Annotated in this window: 17 protein-coding genes; 14 read left to right on the top strand and 3 right to left on the bottom strand. The window is 42.8% G+C overall.

Features of this window, described 5'->3' with window-relative positions; translation table 11 throughout:
• The first annotated feature begins 386 nt into the window (after positions 1-386).
• From ABJH64_RS10230 to ABJH64_RS10200, 7 genes are all read left to right on the top strand, one after another.
• The gene (locus tag ABJH64_RS10230) at positions 387-3,320 is read left to right on the top strand and encodes a prolyl oligopeptidase family serine peptidase (RefSeq protein ID WP_348276461.1); all 2,934 of its coding nucleotides are present in this window, start codon (positions 387-389) and stop codon (positions 3,318-3,320) included.
• A 315-nt stretch (positions 3,321-3,635) separates the two neighbouring features.
• The gene (locus ABJH64_RS10225; RefSeq protein WP_348276460.1) at positions 3,636-4,211 is read left to right on the top strand and encodes a hypothetical protein; all 576 of its coding nucleotides are present in this window, start codon (positions 3,636-3,638) and stop codon (positions 4,209-4,211) included.
• 114 nt (positions 4,212-4,325) lie between these two features.
• Positions 4,326-5,717: a mercuric reductase gene (locus ABJH64_RS10220; protein WP_348276459.1), complete on the top strand. Its 1,392-nt coding sequence runs from the start codon at positions 4,326-4,328 to the stop codon at positions 5,715-5,717.
• 3 nt (positions 5,718-5,720) lie between these two features.
• The gene (locus tag ABJH64_RS10215) at positions 5,721-6,506 is read left to right on the top strand and encodes a hypothetical protein (protein WP_348276458.1); all 786 of its coding nucleotides are present in this window, start codon (positions 5,721-5,723) and stop codon (positions 6,504-6,506) included.
• 11 nt (positions 6,507-6,517) lie between these two features.
• Positions 6,518-7,069, top strand: coding sequence for a lipocalin family protein (locus ABJH64_RS10210; protein ID WP_348276457.1), 552 nt, complete (start codon positions 6,518-6,520; stop codon positions 7,067-7,069).
• A 185-nt stretch (positions 7,070-7,254) separates the two neighbouring features.
• Positions 7,255-7,821 (top strand): NfeD family protein, encoded by a 567-nt coding sequence (locus ABJH64_RS10205; protein ID WP_348276456.1) that lies wholly within the window; start codon positions 7,255-7,257, stop codon positions 7,819-7,821.
• 12 nt (positions 7,822-7,833) lie between these two features.
• Complete coding sequence (locus tag ABJH64_RS10200) at positions 7,834-9,366, top strand: SPFH domain-containing protein (protein WP_348276455.1); 1,533 nt, start codon at positions 7,834-7,836, stop codon at positions 9,364-9,366.
• Between the two features lie 43 nt (positions 9,367-9,409).
• On the opposite strand, the gene ABJH64_RS10195 is transcribed toward ABJH64_RS10200, so the two are convergent.
• The gene (locus ABJH64_RS10195; RefSeq protein ID WP_348276454.1) at positions 9,410-9,991 is read right to left on the bottom strand and encodes a DsrE family protein; all 582 of its coding nucleotides are present in this window, start codon (positions 9,989-9,991) and stop codon (positions 9,410-9,412) included.
• 223 nt (positions 9,992-10,214) lie between these two features.
• Here ABJH64_RS10195 and ABJH64_RS10190 point away from each other — a divergent pair, with 223 nt between their 5' ends.
• From ABJH64_RS10190 to ABJH64_RS10165, 6 genes are all read left to right on the top strand, one after another.
• On the top strand, positions 10,215-11,171 hold the full coding sequence (locus ABJH64_RS10190; RefSeq protein WP_348276453.1) for a calcium/sodium antiporter: 957 nt from the start codon (positions 10,215-10,217) through the stop codon (positions 11,169-11,171).
• A 19-nt stretch (positions 11,172-11,190) separates the two neighbouring features.
• The gene (locus ABJH64_RS10185; protein ID WP_348276452.1) at positions 11,191-13,338 is read left to right on the top strand and encodes a cation:proton antiporter; all 2,148 of its coding nucleotides are present in this window, start codon (positions 11,191-11,193) and stop codon (positions 13,336-13,338) included.
• A 137-nt stretch (positions 13,339-13,475) separates the two neighbouring features.
• Positions 13,476-14,768 carry an OmpA family protein gene (locus ABJH64_RS10180; RefSeq protein ID WP_348276451.1) on the top strand — a complete coding sequence of 431 codons (1,293 nt, stop codon included), beginning with the start codon at positions 13,476-13,478 and terminating at the stop codon, positions 14,766-14,768.
• Between the two features lie 65 nt (positions 14,769-14,833).
• Entirely contained in the window at positions 14,834-15,478 is a 645-nt protein-coding gene (gene upp / locus ABJH64_RS10175; RefSeq protein ID WP_348276450.1) for a uracil phosphoribosyltransferase, read from the top strand.
• Positions 15,479-15,485: 7 nt separating this feature from the next.
• Positions 15,486-16,424 carry a calcium/sodium antiporter gene (locus tag ABJH64_RS10170; RefSeq protein WP_348276449.1) on the top strand — a complete coding sequence of 313 codons (939 nt, stop codon included), beginning with the start codon at positions 15,486-15,488 and terminating at the stop codon, positions 16,422-16,424.
• Complete coding sequence (locus ABJH64_RS10165; protein ID WP_348276448.1) at positions 16,421-16,882, top strand: hypothetical protein; 462 nt, start codon at positions 16,421-16,423, stop codon at positions 16,880-16,882. The genes ABJH64_RS10170 and ABJH64_RS10165 overlap by 4 nt, the downstream gene beginning before the upstream one ends.
• Here the strand turns inward: ABJH64_RS10165 and sdaAA are convergent.
• Positions 16,871-17,779, bottom strand: a complete 909-nt coding sequence (sdaAA, locus tag ABJH64_RS10160) for an L-serine ammonia-lyase, iron-sulfur-dependent, subunit alpha (RefSeq protein WP_348276447.1) — start codon at positions 17,777-17,779, stop codon at positions 16,871-16,873. The two genes, ABJH64_RS10165 and sdaAA, sit on opposite strands and share 12 nt — an antisense overlap.
• A gap of 166 nt (positions 17,780-17,945) precedes the next feature.
• Positions 17,946-18,350, bottom strand: a complete 405-nt coding sequence (locus ABJH64_RS10155; protein WP_348276446.1) for an OsmC family protein — start codon at positions 18,348-18,350, stop codon at positions 17,946-17,948.
• 70 nt (positions 18,351-18,420) lie between these two features.
• On the opposite strand from ABJH64_RS10155, the gene ABJH64_RS10150 reads away from it, so the two are divergent.
• The gene (locus ABJH64_RS10150) at positions 18,421-19,149 is read left to right on the top strand and encodes a hypothetical protein (protein WP_348276445.1); all 729 of its coding nucleotides are present in this window, start codon (positions 18,421-18,423) and stop codon (positions 19,147-19,149) included.
• Positions 19,150-19,190: the final 41 nt, after the last annotated feature.

Below are 19,190 nucleotides of genomic sequence, written 5' to 3'. Positions count from 1 at the left end.
CACCATATAACTTTGATTCACACGGTATAATTATTCGATATGATTATCCACTTTTCTACCAGTAAGGTGGAATAAGCAAAGTAGCAAATATTAAACTTAAGAATTGAGGCTGCTTCGCTCATCGGTCTTCCAATCAGATAAGCAAGGAATATAAGGTGACTGGCAGTATTGCGGATAATCATATTATTCGATCTACCAATCCATCTGATTATTTTTCCCTATTTTCAAAATCTGAAAAAACACGCATCATGAAATCGAGCCTGCCTGCCTGAGGCAGACAGGCCTGACGAAGAACATCACACACTGGGATGATTATAACCAGGCGAGATTCTCCCGATGAAAATCGGGACAGGCTATATGGCCATTAAATATCAAATTATAAACGTATGAAAAAACTCTTTACCTTTTTCTGGCTTTTTTGCCTAATCAGCAACTTGGCAATCGCCCAAGACGAAGCACCTAAGCCAATCTCTTGGAAGGATATTCCTACCTGGAAATCCATGAACATAGGCACTTTCCAAATTTCTCCTGATGGCAAATGGGTGGCCTATGGGATGACTGCTCTTGAAGCGGACGGAGAAGTGATCCTTCAGTATGTGAGTGATCCAGATTCCACGCAGACTTTTAAAATAGGGTTTACCTCCTACCCTGCTATTCAATTCAGCAAGGATAGCAAGTGGATCGCGTACAAGGAATATCCCACTTTCAAGGAAAAGGAAGCTAACGAAAAATCCAAAGGTAAACCTTTGAAAGACAAAGTTATTCTGATGAAACTTGGCTCAACTGATAAGGAAGAGAAGATGACTTTTGAAAATGTAAGCACATTTTCTTTCAACGGAGATGCTTCTACCCACCTCGCGCTAAATCTTACCAAGGACGGCGGTGGAGATGCCAAGGGATCGGATCTTTTGATCTATCACCTCAATTCCAAAAAGGCGCAAAATCTGGGAAATGTTGCAGAGTTCTCTTTCAACAAAAGCGGGAACTACCTGGCCTATACCGTCGATGCCGCCAACGAATCTGGAAATGGAATTTATCTGCTCAACATGGCCAGCAATAGCACCAGCGTGCTTGATTCGGACAAAGCTTCTTACAAGTCTCTCAACTGGACTGAAAAAGGCGATGCATTTGCAGCGCTGAAAATGGTCAAAGACAAAAAATATAAGCAAGATCATGGCAAGGTGGTCGGAGTGAAAAATCTTAGCAGTCCTCAGGTGACGGTTTATGATCCTGCGAAAGACTCCACTGGTTTTTCTAAAGAATATACCATCAGTCCAAATCGCCGTCCGATGTGGTCTGAAGACTTGACGAGACTTTTCTACGGTATTCATCCTTTAGTTTTAGCCAAAAAAGAAGAGGTTAAGAAAGAATTGGATCCGGATTCTGTGAAGGTAGCAGAGGCAGAAGCGATAAAGAGAATCATGACAGATACGGCTATGAATTCCCTCGCCGACCTGAAGAAAGCACTATCGAAATTGGATTCTGGAAAAGTAAGTCCTAAAGAAAACGATGCTGACAAACCAGACATGACCATCTGGCACTGGAATGACAGCCGACTTCAGTCTCGTCAGCAAGTTCTGGAAAACCAGGATAAAAACTACAGCTTCTATGCGATGTACCATGTGTCGTCTGGCAAGCATATTCAGCTTCAGGACAGTAGTATGCTTAGCCTGAGTATTTTGGATAAGGAGAAATATGCAATCGGCTCTGACAATCAGACTTACGAACTTCAAAGCAATCTTGATGGACAGAATTACCAAGACTTTTATATAGTAGATCTGATGACCGGTGAGAAAAAGACACTTTTCTCCAACTTCTATCTTCCTGGATATTCTTCCTATCCACGTGGATCTTCGGATGGCACCAAGTTAATTTACGGGTACGACGGCAACTATTACAGCTACGACATTGCTACTGGTGAAGAGACAAATTTGACAGGTAGCTTACCAGTTTCCTTTGTAGATGTAGAGGATGACCATAATGTGAAAAAGCCGCTGCACGGTTCACTCGGATGGAGTAGTGATAGCCAATATGTGTTGCTAAACGATGGTTGGGATATCTGGCAAGTACCCGTGACAGCAAAGGGCAAGGCAGTTAATTTGACTCAAAATGGCAAATCGGATCAAATCAGATATCAATACCGTTTTTCCCTTGATCCAGAGGAAAAAGGTATCAACCTGAGCAAGCCACTTTATATCAGAACCTATGGGGAATGGACCAAGAAAAGTGGAATTGCTAGGATAAACACTTCGAAAAAAGGTTTGGAACCAGGTGCGGAATTTTTGATTTGGGAGGATGCGAGTATTGGTTCTCTGAGAAAAGCGGAAAATGCGGAAGTGTATTTCTTCAGCAAAGAAACATTTAATACGCCAACCCAAATTTTCTCTGCAGACGCCTCTCTTTCCTCTCCAACCAAAGTCACCGAGAATGCGCCAAATGTAGAAGACTACGCCTGGTCTGCAGGCACAAGGTTAGTTGATTATGTTTCTGATAAAGGCGCAAAACTTCAAGGCGCTCTATTCCTACCCGCCAATTACGTGGAAGGTGAAAAATATCCAACCGTGGTTTACTACTACGAAAAACTATCCCAGACTCGTCACAATTGGTCTAACCCAGGCTACAGCGGCACCGGCTGGAGTCCGTCAGTTTATACCAGTAATGGTTTTGCCGTTTTCATTCCGGACATTGTGTACACCATGGATGACCCGGGTATGTCTGCCGTATGGTGTGTGATTCCTGGTGTAAAAGCCGCAATTGAAACTGGTGTGATCGACCCGGATAACATAGGAATTCACGGTCACTCGTGGGGTGGCTATCAGACTTCCTTCCTGATCACGCAGACCGATATGTTCAAAGCCGCAGCAGCTGGAGCTCCTCTCACCAATATGATTTCCATGTATGATCTCATCTATTGGAATTCTGGAGGAGGAAACATGTCGATCTTCGAAGCTTCGCAAGGCAGATTCACCGGAGCTCCTTGGGAAAACTGGGAATCTTATGAAAGAAACAGCCCAGTTTACCACGTGAAAAACGTAAACACTCCACTCCTTCTCCTGCACAACGATAAAGACGGAGCAGTGGACTTCACACAAGGAATTGAATATTACTCTGCCTTGCGAAGATTGAAAAAGCCAGTGATTATGGTTCAGTACAAAGGAGAAAATCACGGTCTAGGTAAACTTGAAAACCGAAAAGATTATTCCGTGCGGATGATGGAGTTCTTTGACCATCATCTAAAAGGCGCCGAAGCACCGGACTGGATGTCAACAGGTATTGACAAGATCGATCTGGATGAACACCTGGAAAAAAGAGCATTTTAATACCGGGAGGAGCTGTAAAAAGCTCCTCTTTTTTATATCAAACCGCAATGGGCGCAGAGATTTTAGCGAAGAACGCACGTAAGAAGTCTCTATACTTATTCCATGTGGGAGGGATAGTGTGAAGTAGCTATTTCAGTCCACTTTACGTTAGTAAGCCCTAAGAAGTGATTATTTGTTTGCTCCAAATCATCCCTTCAAAATTTCAAAAAACAGATCATTTTTATCAATACTACCTCCTATCACTATAGAATTTGCGAATGGCTGGACATTCGCTTTCTTTAAAAATAATTTCGCCCTAGCGAGCACTATTTACTCATGCAAAAATCCAACAACGATCCAAACGCAGAATTTGATTTTGCGAAGCTGAAGTCCATTTGCTACCAGGCATCAGATCCGAACTACCATGAGCATTTGGAAACCTACACTTATGAGCAGGATTTCGATAGTGTTTGGAATGCTTATGTGAACATATCCCCAGAAAAAGCCTGGAGCGGAAGAATGATTCACTTTCATCGCTTGTATTCTCGGCTCAGTAGCGAGGAGGTTTTTCCAGGACAAATCTACACGGGTGGAATGGGTGAAGGACAAGTGCTTATTCTGAACCTTCATGTTTTCAATGCACTCATAAAACTGCAAGTGGGCCATGAAGTAATGGAGATTGATAAATCAAAGGGATTAATTCGGATCTGCTATCTGGAAAACTCTAAATCTGAAGGTTCTCAGTTTATCCAATTCAAGGCACTTCCAAGTGGCAAAACCGAAGTTTCACACAAAACTTTCTATCGCAGTGGATCTTGGTTTAGAGACAAGATCATCTATCCGTATTTTCATACGAAAGCGATCAACGAGTTTCATGGAAACGTGCGGGCCTGGCTAATTTCAAAAAGTTAATTCTCAATTTTCTAAAATCTAAGGAGTCTGGATATCAGGCTCTTTTTTTTTGCGTCTGGCTTTCTGTTTGTAACTTTTAGAGAAACAAAATTCATTAACCAAACTTTTTAGCCCATGATAGAGGACAGTGTAGAAACTTTTGATGCCATTATAATTGGTTCTGGTCAAGCGGGAAATCCCCTTGCTTTGGCCCTAGCCAAGGAAAAATGGAAAGTAGCTATAGTAGAAAAAGGGGCGCTAGGAGGCACCTGCGTGAATACAGGTTGCACGCCTACCAAAGCCTATGTAGCAAGCGCAAGAGCGGCCTGGGCAATTGCAAACGCTCCTAATCTGGGAATCGAAGTACCCAAATCGCCCACAGTTAATCTTAAAGCAATCAAAAAAAGAAAAGACAAACTGGTCAATCAATCGAGGCTGGGGATCAGAGAATCATTGGAGGACTCAGCTCAGGTCACGTTGATTAGAGGCACCGCTTCCTTCGTGGACAAAACTAGGTTGAAGGTGGGCTCCAGGGTTCTCAAAGCTGATAAAATCTTCCTAAATGTTGGCGCTCGTGCTCGAGTTCCAGAGGGATTTGAAGACGTCGATCACCTCACCAATACCTCAATTCTTCAGCTCGATAAAGTGCCGGAAAGCTTAGCAATCATCGGAGGAAGTTACATAGGACTGGAATTCGCGCAGATTTTCAAGCGCCTGGGATCCAAAGTCACCGTGCTGGAAAAGGGTGATTTCCTGATTTCCAAAGAAGATCAGCATACTTCAGAGCTGGTTCGGGAGGTTTTAGAAAAGGATGGAATTAAAGTGATATGCGGAGCTAACTGCCTCGCAGGCAAAAACAAAAAATCAGGCGGTGTAACAGTATCTTTTCAGAAGGATGGAAAAGACCAAAAAATAAGTAGCACACAGGTGCTGATCGCCACTGGAAGAATTCCAAATTCAGACCTGCTCAAACCCGAAAATGCTGGACTTAGTATTTCTGAAAAAGGTTACATCAACGTGAATCAGCAATTGGAAACTAACATTGAAGGAATTTACGCATTGGGCGACTGTAATGGAGAAGGTGCTTTTACACATACTGCTTACAATGATTTCGAGATCGTTCAGGATCAGCTATTGGGAGACAAAAAGAGAAAACTTAGCGATCGAATCACCAATTATGCGCTTTATATAGATCCTCCTATGGGGAGAGCTGGAATGACACTGAGTCAAGCTAAGGACTCTGGTAAGAAACTGCTGTTTTCCCGCATGCCGATGAGTGATATTTCCAGGGCAAAAGAAAAGGGAGAAACACAGGGAAAAATGGAGGTTATCATAGACGCCGACTCTGAACAAATCCTAGGAGCAACAGTTTTCGGCACTGGTGCAGATGAGATAATCGGCACATTCCTGACTGCGATGTATGGAAAAATGAGCTATAAAACGCTGATGAATTCAGTACAAACTCACCCCACCGTCACAGAACTAATCCCAACACTCCTTCAGCAACTTAAACCTCTCAAAGATTAACCCATGAAAAAATCACATAAAATTTATGCTGTCCTGAATCTGATCGTATTGGCTTTGGTCATCTTTTGGAATTATTGGGTCAATGCAAAAGGAATTAACGGCAATACAGTAAGCTCACTAAGTTCCGAATATGAAAATCTATTTACGCCTGCCGGATATGCCTTCTCCATCTGGGGATTGATCTTTTTGGCGCTTTTCATACAGGCTATTTTCTTTAACATCCGAGCATTTAATGCGGACAAAGATTCCGACTTCCTCTCTCAAATTGGCCCTTATTTGATTCTTACCAACCTAGGTAACGGACTTTGGATTTATATGTGGCTCATGGAATATACCGGAATTAGCGTCATCGTGATGCTTGGGATTTTGTCCAGCCTAGTCATCACGGTTTTGAACACCAATATGGAACGATGGGATGCACCCCGGCCGATTATCGTCTGGCTATGGTGGCCTATTGCCATTTATTTCGGATGGATCTGTGTAGCAACGATAGCCAACATTTCTGCCTACCTAGCTAAGATTGGATGGAGCAGCGGAGCACCTGAAGTAAGCTGGACGGTGGTGATGATCATCGTAGCAGTTATTCTAAATCTTTTCCTAATCGCTGCCCGAAACCTGAGAGAATCAGCCTGTGTGGGTATCTGGGCCTTGGTCGCAATAGCAGTGAGACATTGGAATACAATTCCAGAATTGCAGTGGACAGCACTAGTCGGTGCTATCGTGCTATTCATAGCCGTCAGTTATCATGGATACAAAAACAGAAAAACAGCACCTTTCAAACTCAACTAAACCATCCTATTATGAGATCCTTAAACAAAACTGAAAAAATTGCTTTGGCTATGCCAATTCTGGCTGCTGCAAGCATTATGTTTCTATCACATAATTCCCAAGCGCAAAGTCTGGAGACAGTTCCTTACGTTGATCTTGAAAAATATGCAGGGGAATGGTACGAGATTGCCTCGTTCCCACAATCCTTCCAAAAAGGGTGTACCTGCACCAAAGCCACCTATACACCCAATGAGGACGGTACGATTGAGGTAGTCAATTCATGCAATCTTCCAGAAAAAAGCAAAACGAAGACCTCCACAGCTAAGGCTTGGGTAGAAGATGGATCTGGAAATGCCAAGTTGAAGGTTCAATTCTTCTGGCCATTCAAAGGAAAATATTGGATCATAGACTTGGCTAAAGACTACTCCTACGCTGTGGTCGGACATCCAAACCGAAAGTATCTGTGGATTTTGTCCAGGACGCAAGAAATGGACGAAGCTACTTATAACGGCATACTTCAAAGGGTTGAGGAGAAGGGATTCGATCTAGAAAAACTCGTGAAGACGATACAATGTGACGACTAAGCAACTTAAAATCCCAGGATTTCAATTCTGGGATTTTCCCTTTTCAACTAGACCTGCTTGATTTAGACATTTTATGAGGTTTTCATTTACTTTTTCACCCCTTAGCTATTCGAAAATAAAAAGATAGTAATTCGAGAATTTTTAATATTTTGAGGCTGCCTATTGTGGGCTTAATTTAAAATGAAATGGAATTTTTAGAAGGACTAGACCCTCAACTCAAAATCTTCTGGTACATCGCTATACCCGTGTCTCTGATTTTTGTGCTTCAGACCATCCTGACATTTGTTGGAGGAGGTGGCTCGGATGGATTAGAAGCGGATTTTGATGGGGACTTAGATGGAGGAGATGCTCCTTTCCAAATGTTTTCTTTTCGGAACTTAGTCAATTTCCTACTCGGCTTCAGCTGGACTGGAATTTCTTTTTACAACCTGATTCCAAACACTTCCCTACTAATTCTTGTCAGTTTGGTAGTGGGTTTCGCCTTTGTTTACTTCTTTTTTCTCATCATCAAGCAGATCCAGAAACTCGGCGAAGACAATACATTTCGACTGGAAAAAACCCTGAACAAAATCGCTGATGTCTATCTCGCTATCCCAGGCAGAATGCAGGGCAAAGGGAAAATAATGGTCAGTCTAAATGGCTCGGTAAGAGAAATAGATGCCATGACCGAGCATGACAAAATAGAAACAAATGCCACCGTGAAAATCATGCGCGTAGAAAGTGGCAATATCCTCATCGTAGAAAAGCTTTAACCTAATTTATTCATGGATCCTTTAATTCTCATCGTCGTCGCGACGGTTGTTGCCTTTGTGACTATTCTAGCCCTTGTCTCCCGATACAAGCGCTGCCCTTCTGACAAAATATTGGTCGTTTACGGCAAAACCGGCGGCACCTCTGCTCGCTGTATTCATGGAGGTGGAGCTTTCATCTGGCCAGTGATTCAAGATTATGCTTATCTGGATTTGAAACCTATTTCCATTGAAGCCAATTTGACAAATGCACTTAGCCGCCAAAACATTCGGGTGGATGTGCCTTGTAGATTCACGATTGCTATTTCTACTGATACAGACACGATGAATACTGCTGCTGAGCGCTTGCTTGGCCTGGCTCATGAGCAGATTCAGGAGCTTTCAAAGGATATTCTTTTTGGTCAGCTACGATTGGTGATTGCTACGATGACAATCGAGGAAATCAACTCTGACAGAGACAAATTCCTAGAAAGCATTTCCAAAAACGTAGATAGCGAACTGAAGAAAATCGGTCTAAAACTCATTAACGTCAACGTAACGGATATAAAAGATGAGTCTGGATACATAGAGGCACTAGGTAAGGAAGCGGCTGCAAAAGCCATCAACGAAGCAAAAATATCTGTTGCAGAGCAGGAGAAAATCGGTGAAACGGGTAAGGCTTTAGCCGATCGTGAAAAGGATGTGCAGATCGCGGATACCCAGCGTGATCGTGATGTGAAAATCGCCATCACCAACAAAAATCGTGAGGTAAGTATCGCCGAAGCAGCCAAAGACGAAAGTATCGGTAAAGCTGAAGCTCAAAGAGATACCCGCGTAAAAACTTCCGAAGCAAACGCCATCGCAATCAAAGGGGAAAACGAAGCCAAAATTTCCATTGCCCAGTCTGATGCGCAGCGTAGGGAAAAAGAAGCCGAAGCCCTCAGAATTGCCCTAGCATCCGAAAAAGTGCAAAGTGCTAGAGCACTAGAAGAAGCCTATCTCGCGGAGCAAAAAGCTGAAACTGCAAGAGCTGAAAGAGAGCGCTCCACTCAAAATGCGAACATCGTAGTCCCGGCAGAGATCGCTAAACTTCGAGCGATCATCGATGCACAAGCTGAAGCAGAACGAATCCGAGAGCAGGCTAAGGGTGAAGCAGATGCGATTTTTGCTAAAATGGATGCCGAAGCGAAAGGTTTGTATGAAATTCTCACCAAACAAGCAGAAGGCTATCGTGAAGTGGTAAGTGCTGCCGGCGGAGATCCAACCAAGGCATTCCAGTTGCTTTTGATTGAAAAGCTTCCTGAATTAGTTAGAACTCAGGTGGAAGCCGTAAAAAATATCAAGATCGATAAAATTACCGTTTGGGACTCGGGGAATAACGAAAATGGCAATGGCTCGACAGCTAATTTTGTCTCAGGAATGATGAAAACAGTTCCCCCATTGAATGACTTATTTAATATGGCAGGGTTGAATTTACCTACCTATCTCAAAGGAGAGGAGTTAAAAGAAGTCCCAAAACAGAAAGAAACTCCGAATATAAAGGAGGATCCACAACGTGAAAAAGAATAATCAACAAGAGGCTGAATCACACCGATCCAGCCTCTTTTTTTGCCTAATCATCACTGATATTGAGGTAGGAATAGCCCATTTGATCCAGCGTGATAAAAGATGTTTTTGCTGAAACAGCTACTTTCACCAGTGACGTTACCTTGTCCGAAGGGATGTTATTGAAGGCTAAACTTTGGCCACAGACATAAAATTTAACAACTAAATCCTCTAAAGCTTTGATAGCCAACAAATTTGGATTGGCAGTTTGATACTTTTCCTGATAATTCTCCTCAGAAAGAATTGCTCTCACTATTCCTCCATGGATGACTGCTGCCATGTGGATTTTATCGGCAGGGACTCCATTAGCGATGTTTAGATTATAGGTCCGTGCCACTTCCTGAAAAACGGGATGAATCGCCGTGGAATCCTTCATTTTCCCATATAGATCAAGGACAATTTTGTAATCCAACGTAGGATCAAAAGGCAAAGCAGCATTCTTGCTTGGCATAACACCCACCCAAGGATGAAAATCTAAAACAGGATAGGTAATGTGGTCTTTGATGTGAGGAGGCATGCCCTCCTGTGCGAAGGCTCCTGTAAAATTAGCTAAGAAAATTAAGCTAAGGGAAAAGAAAAAGAGTTTCATAAGAACATGATTTTAAAGGAATTAGGAAATGCATCCAAATATATAGGATTATTTACCATGAAGCTAAGCCCCATAATTTCTCTGCTCAGTCTGACCAGATGTAGAATTCTAAGCAAGCCACTTAAAATAATTGTAGCTCCGAGGATATCAGCAACTCATTTTTCAATCTACTTTTGATAGATTTTTGCAAGCGGCTTGCTTTGAGACAGAAATCAAACCTATTATGATCCTTCAAGGTATTATCCTCATCGCCGGACTATTGTTATTAGTGAAAGGCGCAGATTGGCTTGTAGATGGAGCTTCCGTTTTAGCCAAAAAAAATAAAATCTCGGACCTGGCGATAGGTCTGACCATCGTGGCGTTTGGGACATCCGCCCCCGAATTAGTCGTGAACTCCGTTGCTTCGATGGGAGGCTACCCGGATATAGTTTTTGGCAACGTGATTGGTTCAAATAATTTCAACTTGTTTATCATCCTTGGAATCGCAGGATTGATTACCCCGCTAGCTGTACAGTCTAGTTCTGTTTGGAAAGAAATCCCGTTCTCATTATTCGCCGCGATAGTTCTTATTATTTTGGCAAATAACTACCTCAGCAGCGAAAGCCCTGCACTTAGTATGCTGGATGGGGCTATCTTACTGGTGCTTTTTATAGGATTTCTCTACTATGTATTCACCCAGCTTAAATCTGACCCAAGCACGGAGGTAATTGAGCTAAAGGATTACTCTACCCTCAAAATTTGGGGATTAATTATTATAGGTCTGGGAGGTTTGGTGATCGGTGGAAAGCTAGTAGTGGATAATGCCGTAGCCATGGCTCAATCTCTGGGTGTGAGCGAAAAAATCATAGGCTTGACCATCGTCGCCGCGGGTACATCTCTGCCTGAACTAGCCACGTCCGTGGTCGCTTCCATGAAAAAGAACAATGACATCGCTATCGGCAACATCATTGGCTCTAATATTTTTAATATTTTCCTAATTCTGGGGGTCAGTTCGATGATCAGTCCCCTTTCGTTCAAGGTTGCGTTCAATACAGATATTTACATTTTGATAGGCGGTACGCTGTTTCTTCTTCTAGCTATGTTTATGGGGAAAAAGAAAACACTAGATAGATGGGAGGCCGGATTACTATTAATCACCTACCTAGGCTATACCGCATACCTCGTTAGTTTAGAAGTATAAAATTTTAGTGTCAAACTCTATGCTCCTAGAATTGGTGTTTTCTACTGAATTGCCCATCACCAATCCGGTGCTCAAATTCCTATTGATTTTATTGATCATTCTACTAGCACCCATTTTTCTCAATAAGATTAAAATTCCACCGCTCTTAGGATTGATCATTGCCGGTGCGGTGGTAGGACCAAACGGTCTGAGTTTGATAGAAAGGGACAGTGGAATTATTCTTTCTGGGACGGCTGGCTTATTGTATATCATGTTTTTGGCAGGACTTGAAATCGACCTGGCTGACTTCAAGAAAAACAGTAAAAAGAGCATCATTTTCGGTTTATACACTTTTTTGATCCCTATGATCCTGGGTTTGGCAGCAGGGCTATACCTATTGGATTTTGGCTGGGCCACCTCTATCCTACTAGCAAGTATGTTTGCCTCACATACATTGATTGCCTACCCCATGATTTCCAAGATGGGTATTGCAAAAAATAGAGCAGTCAACATCACAGTTGGCGGTACGCTAATTACTGACACACTTGCCTTGCTCGTATTAGCAATCGTAGTAGGGATGGCGAATGGAGCCGTAAATACTTCCTTTTGGGCTAAGCTTGGGTTTTCTTTAGTTCTATTTGTGATGATCGTCTGGTTTCTGGTTCCAAGGATAGGTCGCTGGTTTCTGAAAAGGTACGAGGACAATGTCACTCAGTACATTTTTGTTTTGGTGCTGCTTTTTACTGGTGCTGCCTTGGCTGAATGGGCTGGAGTGGAGGCTATTATTGGAGCATTTCTGGTCGGCTTAGCACTGAACCCCTTGATATCACAAGCGTCGCCTTTGATGAATAGAATTGGTTTTGTGGGTAACGCGATATTTATCCCTTTTTTCCTCATAGGTGTAGGAATGCTGGTTGATTTCCGGGCATTTATTCAAGGTTGGGAGACAGTGACCGTGGCACTTGTAATGACGGTGGTTGCTACCACAGCTAAATATTTAGCAGCGCTGTCCACCCAAAAAACTTTTGGTTTTTCCAGGGATGAACGCCGTATTATTTTTGGCCTGAGCAATGCCCAAGCAGCTGCTACACTCGCTGCAGTTCTTGTGGGGTATAATACCATTATTGGGACAGATGCTAGTGGGGAATCTATACGATTATTGTCTGAATCCGTGCTGAACGGCACCATTATCATGATTTTGGTGACCTGCACTATTGCCTCATTGGAAGCTCAAAAAGCCGCACGTCGCATTCTATTGTCTGAATCTCCACTCTCGGAACTTGGGATAGAAGAAAGCGCAGAACGTATGTTGATTCCAGTGAGAAATCAAGATACCGTCGCAGAACTTATTCATCTCAGCATCATGCTGAAGTCTCCACAAAACCCTACTGGTCTGTATGCTCTGAGTATTATTAATCCGGATCTTCAAGACGATGGAGCTGAGGTAAAAGCTCAGAAAATCCTAAACCAAGCAAGCAAAGTAGCAGCATCCACGGATCATTTTTTATACGAGCTGCTTAGGTATGACACCAATGTAGAACACGGGATCGCCAGTGTGATTCACGAAAATAAAATCTCCACCCTCATCCTTGGACTTCATGAAAAGCATGGCATGGAGGATAGCTTTCTAGGAAATCTAACCGAAGGGCTCCTCAGCAAATGCAATACAACCACCTTTATCTACAAGCCATTTCAACCTTTTGACACCCACAAAAGGCATTTGGTTTTTATACCGCCCAAAGCCGAAAATGAATTAGGCTTTCCTTTCTGGCTCGTGAAAATCTGGAATATTGCGCGAAACACCGGCGCACGAATGATTTTTTACACGGGAGATGAAACCAAACTATACTTGGAAGACATTCTGCATAAGCATCCGATAAGGGTAGATTTCCGCCCTTTTCCCAATTGGGAAGAACTAGGGAATATAAATATTCTACTCAAACCGGATGACAACCTGATCATGGTGCTCAGTCGAAGAGGAGAAGAATCCTATCATCCCAAATTCGAACAGGTCCCTCAGTTGATCAATACCTGGTTAAAATTTCACAGCTTTATTCTTATCTATCCTAATCAGCCAAAGGCGGCCGGGATGCCCCTAATGGATATGATGCATGGATCACTTGTCGGACCTATCGATCGGTTGGATTGGATAGGGAGAACGCTCTCGAGTTTGCTGAGGAGAAAATAATTATCAGGACAAACTTGAGCTAGCAAGCCGTGTAAGTACATCAATATTCTAGGCTACCTTCATTTCCCCATTTTGAAATAAGTTGCATGAAATATGCAGGAAGCTGCATCGTTTAAATTAATCACCCCAAAATCCAAATGAAAAAACAAGTATTATCCCTAGTCCTTTTAGGGTTGTCAAATCTTTTGCTTGCGCAAACTGATTTCAATCGCTGGTCACTTGAAACCAATGCTGGCTTCAATAAACCCATGGGGCCATTAACGCCAGGCTATCTATCACCTACTTTGAACATCGGACACTTAGACTTTGGCGTTCGATACATGGTGAATGAGAAATTCGGTTTGAAAGCAGATGCTGGCTTTGGTTCCTTTTCAGAAGCTAAAGACAAAAGCCCAAGTTTTACTACGAATTATTTTAGAGCTAATATTCAGGGAGTTGCCAATTTAGGCAGAATTATGAACTTCGAATCTTTTACTAGAAGTGTAGGATTTCTAGGACATTTTGGTGTGGGAGGTGGCAGCTTGAAGTTTGAACAAACAACATTAACTACTGACCCAGAATATGTTTACAACTTCATTACAGGTTTGACAGGGCAATTGAAGTTAGGGACTAGAGTCGCACTCACAGGAGATATATCTATGATTATCAATGGAAGGCAAACTTATACCTTCGACGGAAATCAATACAATGCAGAAGTTCAGCCTCCCGCTCCCAATTCCAATCCAATGGTTCATGCTACTGGAACTTGGTGGACTGGCACATTGGGACTTAATTTCTATTTAGGAAAGCAGACTGAACATGCTGATTGGTATATCGCTGCTGATAGATACGCCACTAAAGTGGAGCTAAATTCTCAAATCAATGGAATCAAGGACATGCTAAAAGATGCAGATGGAGATGGTGTGCCGAACTTCTTAGACAAAGAGCCAAACACTCCGGCAGGAGCTAGAGTAAACGCCTCTGGAATGACCTTGGACTCTGATGGAGATGGCACTCCAGACCACCTAGACCAATGCCCTTTCCAGCCGGGATCTACCTCCCTAAATGGCTGCCCAGTAGAAGAAGTAAAAGACCAAGTTGATTTCTTCAAGAAAGCAATCAACGAAGGTTACGTGAATGTTTATTTCGCATTTGATAGCGCCAAACCACTAGGGTATTCCATTAGTGCTGCGAGCTATGTGGCCAATTTCTTGAAAAAGAATCCCGGTGTAAATCTGGAAATCAAAGGCTACGCAGACGAACTAGGGCCTGAAGATTACAATATGAAGCTTTCGGAGAAAAGAGCAAAAGCTGTCTATAATATGTTGATTGCTTCAGGTGTAGAAGCATCGAGACTTTCCTTCAAAGGTTATGGTGAAGATACCAGCGTGGACAAATCATCTGCGGAAAGCAGGCAGCTAGCGAGGAGAGCAAGCTTCGCGGTCAACTAAGCCAAAAATTACGCTTTACAAAAACCCGGTTCAGAAGAGCCGGGTTTTTATTTTATCTTCGCAGTATGTTTGTTTTATCTGACACCCCCTCCCTCGCCAATCATTTTCTTCGTGAAATGAGGGATATACACATTCAGAATGATCGAATGCGTTTTCGAAGAAACCTGGAAAGAATGGGCGAGATAATGGCCTATGAGCTATCCAAATCCTTAGAATATGTCTCCACTGAAATCCAAACTCCGCTCACGACCACATCAAACCTAATCGCAAGTGAAAAACCGGTGATTGTTTCGGTCATGAGAGCCTCCTTACCTTTTTACCAGGGGTTTTTAAATTATTTTGATCAGGCAGATAGTGGGTTTATAGGCGCTTTTAGAGATGAAAGTACCCCTGGAGAAATTACCATTCAGTTGGGATATCATGCCAGCCCAAGCGTAGAGGGACGCGTACTCATACTCGCCGATCCTATGCTTGCTACAGGCAAATCGTTGGTGGAATCTATCCAAACTATCCTGTCACACGGGACGCCTAAGCACATTCATATCGCCGCAGTCATCGCTGCTCCTGAGGGCATTCAATACCTCAAAGAAAATATCACCTGCTCCTATTCCCTATGGATCGGAGCAATAGACGAAAAATTAAATCACCAATCTTACATTGTCCCTGGACTAGGCGACGCGGGCGATCTTGCTTTTGGCCCAAAACTATAATCTTCCCATGCTCCCATATTTTCTTCTAATTCTCGGTTTGGTCATTCTTCTCTATGGTGGAAAAATCTTAGTGGACGGAGCCTCAGCCATGGCGGTAAAACTCGGGATGAGTGCAGGCTTAATCGGTATGACTGTCGTTGCTTTTGGCACTTCGGCTCCAGAGCTACTAGTGAGTGTAAATGCCGCATTAAAAGGAAATAGCGATATTTCTATCGGAAATGTGATAGGATCCAACATCGCTAATATTGCGCTCGTACTTGGAATCAGTGGAATTTTTTATCCGATCCTAATTCGTAAAAGCCACATCCGATTTGACTATGTAGTCACCCTGCTTGTTACCTTGCTTTTTTACGGCTTGAGCTACAATGGGCTAATCGGTTTATGGGAAGGGATTTTATTGTTTGGATTGTTCATTGCCTTCAATGTTTACCTTTTCAAAAGCCCGGGGGCAGACTCGATTAACAATACAGAAGTAGAAGAGGAAATAGAACAAGTGAAAGATTACTCTTGGTTAGCCTCAGGAGGCCTATTTCTGGGTGGAGTGCTAGGGCTATACCTAGGCTCTGAGTTGCTAGTCAACAATGCCGTAAAAATCTCCCGGGAATTTGGGGTATCGGAGCGCGTCATCGGCGTGACTATTATAGCTATTGGAACCAGTCTGCCAGAATTAATCACTTCTATCATCGCCGCCTTATCTAAACGGACAGATTTGGCTCTCGGGAATATCTTGGGCAGCAACATCATGAATATTCTATCCATCATCGGCCTAACAGCCATCATCAAGCCGATAGGTGTGTCAGAGGAATTTATAGCTTCTGACTTTTTGTGGATGATCGGAATCACTATACTGCTCTTCTTGCTGATGCGTACAAAAATGCGGGTATCCAAAGTGGAAGGCTCGCTACTTTTGCTTAGCTACTTTGCCTATTTGTACTTTCTTCTATGATAGAAAAAATTCTGACCCTGCTAGGCATCTATTTTTTATGTTGGTTCAAAATCCTTTCAGGACCAATTTTGGGTTCTGCCGCAGGGTTTAGCCTATGGGTGATTTTACTGGTGACCATCTCCGGAATGATGACTAGCGTTGTTGTTTTCACACTGGTAGGCGAAAAAATCAAGAGATTTATCAATGCAAATCTCACGGCTAAACCTAAGTTAGTTTTCTCCAAAAAGAACAGGCGCATCGTACACCTGTGGAGAAAATATGGAGAAATTGGAATTGCTTTTTTCACTCCTATACTTTTCACTCCAATAGTAGGAACTTTGATAATGGTGTCTTTTGGAGTGAAAAAAGCACACATTTATCTACATATGTTTTGGAGTGCCTGTCTTTGGGCTGTAGTATTTAGTCTTAGTGTCAATCAACTTTTTGAAATCCCTTTTCTAAAAAACCTATTCCTCTAACTCCTCATCGGGAAGGATTTCGATATCTTTTATCAGAATCCTTTCAGAAATAGCCTGTCCAGTCAGCGTCGCAGCTAGTCCGCCCATAGCTGTTTCTTTGTAGCGACTTTCCATAGAAGCTCCCACTTCTCCCATCGCGTCAATACATTCATCCACAGGAATCACTGCACTTACATTAGCTAGCGCGATCTGGGCCGAACTGAATGCAATCGCTGAGGCACTGGCATTTCTCACCACACATGGGACTTCCACCAATCCCGCAACAGGATCACAAACTAAGCCAAGCATGCATTGAATTGTAATGGCTACGGCGTTAAAAATCTGATCAGTACTTCCACCCAAACAATAAACAATCGCACCGGAAGCCATCGCAGCTGCCGATCCCGTCTCTGCCTGACAGCCACCTACTGCTCCCGCCAAGCTTGCTTTATCTTCAATAATCAGCGCAATACCAGCACCTACCAATAATCCTTCGACGATTTGCTCATCGCTCAATCCGTGGATTTCCTGAAGCGTAACCAAAGTCCCAGGGAGAATACCACTTGCTCCTGCAGTAGGTGCAGCCACTACCCGTCCCATGCAGGAATTCACTTCTTTGGCAGCCAAAGCACGTGAAATCAACTTCTGAAATTCTGGGGAAAGTACCGTCAGCGGATGATTATAGACTTTCTTGGCGCCATTATTTATCATTCCTGAGCGAGAGGTCATGTCCTCTTCCAACCCTGTCTTCACTGCATCCTTCATCACGCCGTACGCTTGGAGAAGACCAGCTTTGATGGATTCCTTATTGCCGTTCTTCTGATCGACTTCATATTCAATCACTGACTCGGGAAAGGTTAGATTCTTCTCTTCGCAATAGCTTTTCCAGCCTTTGAAGGATTCAAATAAATAGCTCATGTTATGTGGGTTTATATTCTTATCGATTATTCAATAGCGTTGTGAAGGAACAAGCAATTGAACTTCTCTCATTAGTTTGGATAGAAGACGTGGGATCGAAGACCACAGTTCCGGTAACTGTGCAGTTTTTCATTCCTTAGCTTACTCCTGTCGTTTGCTATTGCTTTCAGAAATTGAACCTCAACGTCTGCTTAATGACTGGATCCAAACTTAGCGCGACGGGGCAAGTCTTAGCAGCATTTTTCAATTTCTGAATCATAGCAGGATCATTTACCGGATTCTCCCAATGAAAGTCAACTACGATTTCGGTTATTTTACGAGGGGAAGCTTGCATGACTTTGGTTACTTCCCAAGTTAGGCCTTCCAATGAAACTTCGTCACGCTCTGCCACTATTCCCATGATTGTAACCATGCAACTTCCTAAAGCACTAGCCACCAAATCAGTAGGGGAAAAAGCCTCTCCTTTTCCATTATTATCGACTGGTGCATCCGAAAGAATTTTCACTCCGGATTGTAGATGCTCGGAGACAGTTCTCAAATTCCCTAAATACGAACTTTTTATAGTGGGCATAAACTCTTAGATTTAAAATCAGTTAAAATACTAACACCCAAAAATAGGGCTATATTTTCGACCAACTCGAATGAACAAGCTGAAATTCATCATCCCGCTTCTTTTACTTTCCTTATCCTTCGAATCATTTGCCCAAAGAGAGGACATAGGCAACTATGAATATGACAAGGAATACATGTTTGGTGTCAATAAAAACACAAACGGAGGACTCATTGGAGGTTTTGTTTTCAAAGTAGGAACACGGATTGACGATAGTCAGTTTAGTTTTTGGGCTTTGGAACTTTCCAATGTCAAAAACCCAAAGGAGACCCGATACACCAACAATCTAGGTAACAGTTACATTTTCGGGAAATCTAATTATCTCTATTCCATCAGACCTCAGTACGGCCGGGAAATCATTCTTTTCAAAAAAGCTCCCAATCAAGGCGTGCAAGTATCTGCGCTAGCTGCGGTAGGCCCTACCTTCGGTTTGATCGCTCCATACTATATAGAGTATGCAGTAAATCGCGTAGAAACAGTCAATGAACAGTATGATGCCGAAATCCATCAAGTTCCGGGCTACATCTTAGGCACAGGATATTTATTCGAAGGTCTGGGTGAGTCAGAGTTTGCTTTTGGTGGAAATCTAAAAGCTGCCCTGAATTTTGAATTTGGTGTTTTCCGCTCAAATGCTACTGGATTGGAACTAGGATACATGCTGGAAGGGTTTACCAAAGAAATCCCGCTGATCCCTACTACTGAAAATAGACAGCTATTCCAATCTGTTTATTTCACGTTTTTCTATGGGTTCAGACAGTAAGTCAACTTGGGTTTTGCCCATGGCTAACTTACCTTTGCATC

It is taken from the genome of Algoriphagus sp. (genome assembly GCF_039969895.1).
GTDB lineage: Bacteria > Bacteroidota > Bacteroidia > Cytophagales > Cyclobacteriaceae > Algoriphagus.
The sequence above is the reverse complement of the archived record's forward strand: the minus strand, read 5'-3'. Positions and strand labels throughout refer to the sequence as shown.

What these genes read in the sequence shown, in the direction of transcription:
- ABJH64_RS10230 (WP_348276461.1), top strand. Translation starts at nt 387, where the DNA reads ATGAAAAAACTCTTTACCTTTTTCTGGCTTTTTTGCCTAATCAGCAAC.
- ABJH64_RS10225 (WP_348276460.1), top strand. Translation starts at nt 3,636, where the DNA reads ATGCAAAAATCCAACAACGATCCAAACGCAGAATTTGATTTTGCGAAG.
- ABJH64_RS10220 (WP_348276459.1), top strand. Translation starts at nt 4,326, where the DNA reads ATGATAGAGGACAGTGTAGAAACTTTTGATGCCATTATAATTGGTTCT.
- ABJH64_RS10215 (WP_348276458.1), top strand. Translation starts at nt 5,721, where the DNA reads ATGAAAAAATCACATAAAATTTATGCTGTCCTGAATCTGATCGTATTG.
- ABJH64_RS10210 (WP_348276457.1), top strand. Translation starts at nt 6,518, where the DNA reads ATGAGATCCTTAAACAAAACTGAAAAAATTGCTTTGGCTATGCCAATT.
- ABJH64_RS10205 (WP_348276456.1), top strand. Translation starts at nt 7,255, where the DNA reads ATGGAATTTTTAGAAGGACTAGACCCTCAACTCAAAATCTTCTGGTAC.
- ABJH64_RS10200 (WP_348276455.1), top strand. Translation starts at nt 7,834, where the DNA reads ATGGATCCTTTAATTCTCATCGTCGTCGCGACGGTTGTTGCCTTTGTG.
- ABJH64_RS10195 (WP_348276454.1), bottom strand. Translation starts at nt 9,991, where the DNA reads ATGAAACTCTTTTTCTTTTCCCTTAGCTTAATTTTCTTAGCTAATTTT.
- ABJH64_RS10190 (WP_348276453.1), top strand. Translation starts at nt 10,215, where the DNA reads ATGATCCTTCAAGGTATTATCCTCATCGCCGGACTATTGTTATTAGTG.
- ABJH64_RS10185 (WP_348276452.1), top strand. Translation starts at nt 11,191, where the DNA reads ATGCTCCTAGAATTGGTGTTTTCTACTGAATTGCCCATCACCAATCCG.
- ABJH64_RS10180 (WP_348276451.1), top strand. Translation starts at nt 13,476, where the DNA reads ATGAAAAAACAAGTATTATCCCTAGTCCTTTTAGGGTTGTCAAATCTT.
- upp (WP_348276450.1), top strand. Translation starts at nt 14,834, where the DNA reads ATGTTTGTTTTATCTGACACCCCCTCCCTCGCCAATCATTTTCTTCGT.
- ABJH64_RS10170 (WP_348276449.1), top strand. Translation starts at nt 15,486, where the DNA reads ATGCTCCCATATTTTCTTCTAATTCTCGGTTTGGTCATTCTTCTCTAT.
- ABJH64_RS10165 (WP_348276448.1), top strand. Translation starts at nt 16,421, where the DNA reads ATGATAGAAAAAATTCTGACCCTGCTAGGCATCTATTTTTTATGTTGG.
- sdaAA (WP_348276447.1), bottom strand. Translation starts at nt 17,779, where the DNA reads ATGAGCTATTTATTTGAATCCTTCAAAGGCTGGAAAAGCTATTGCGAA.
- ABJH64_RS10155 (WP_348276446.1), bottom strand. Translation starts at nt 18,350, where the DNA reads ATGCCCACTATAAAAAGTTCGTATTTAGGGAATTTGAGAACTGTCTCC.
- ABJH64_RS10150 (WP_348276445.1), top strand. Translation starts at nt 18,421, where the DNA reads ATGAACAAGCTGAAATTCATCATCCCGCTTCTTTTACTTTCCTTATCC.